We start from the raw sequence: 384 nt of genomic DNA, 5'->3' as shown, positions 1-384 counted from the left end.
TGTAGTTCGGTCCGGTCGCCGGCTTCATGCCGTCGAACCGCACGGCGTAGCCGCCGGCTTCGACCGTCTGGCCGGGCTTCATCTCGATGACATGCTCGGTTTCGAAGGTGGTCACCGCGACGATGCCAAGGACGGCAACGCCAAGCCCGGCATGCGCGAGCGCCGTGCCGAAGGCCGAGCGCGGCAGGCCGGCAAGGCGTCTCCAGGCGACGGAGGCAGCCACCTTGCCGACGCCGGCGCGATACCACAGATCGGCCATCGCGCCGAAGATCAGGAACAGCGCCGCAGCCAGCCCGAGCACGGCAAGCACGGGACCGCCGTGCTGGACATAGAAGAAGACCACCGCAACAACAAACGCCAGGATCGCGACCAGATAGAGCCGCT

The 384-nt window shown here is 67.4% G+C and carries 1 protein-coding gene; it reads right to left on the bottom strand.

Annotated elements, in window-relative coordinates; genetic code table 11:
- Positions 1-384: cytochrome c-type biogenesis CcmF C-terminal domain-containing protein (locus IB248_RS31075; RefSeq protein ID WP_281419734.1), on the bottom strand; the 384-nt coding region annotated here is incomplete at both ends.

The sequence above is a fragment of the Rhizobium sp. RHZ01 genome (genome assembly GCF_014851595.1).
In the GTDB taxonomy this organism is placed as follows: domain Bacteria; phylum Pseudomonadota; class Alphaproteobacteria; order Rhizobiales; family Rhizobiaceae; genus Rhizobium; species Rhizobium altiplani.
Note: the sequence above shows the minus strand (reverse complement) of the source record. Positions and strands in the feature narration are given on the sequence as shown.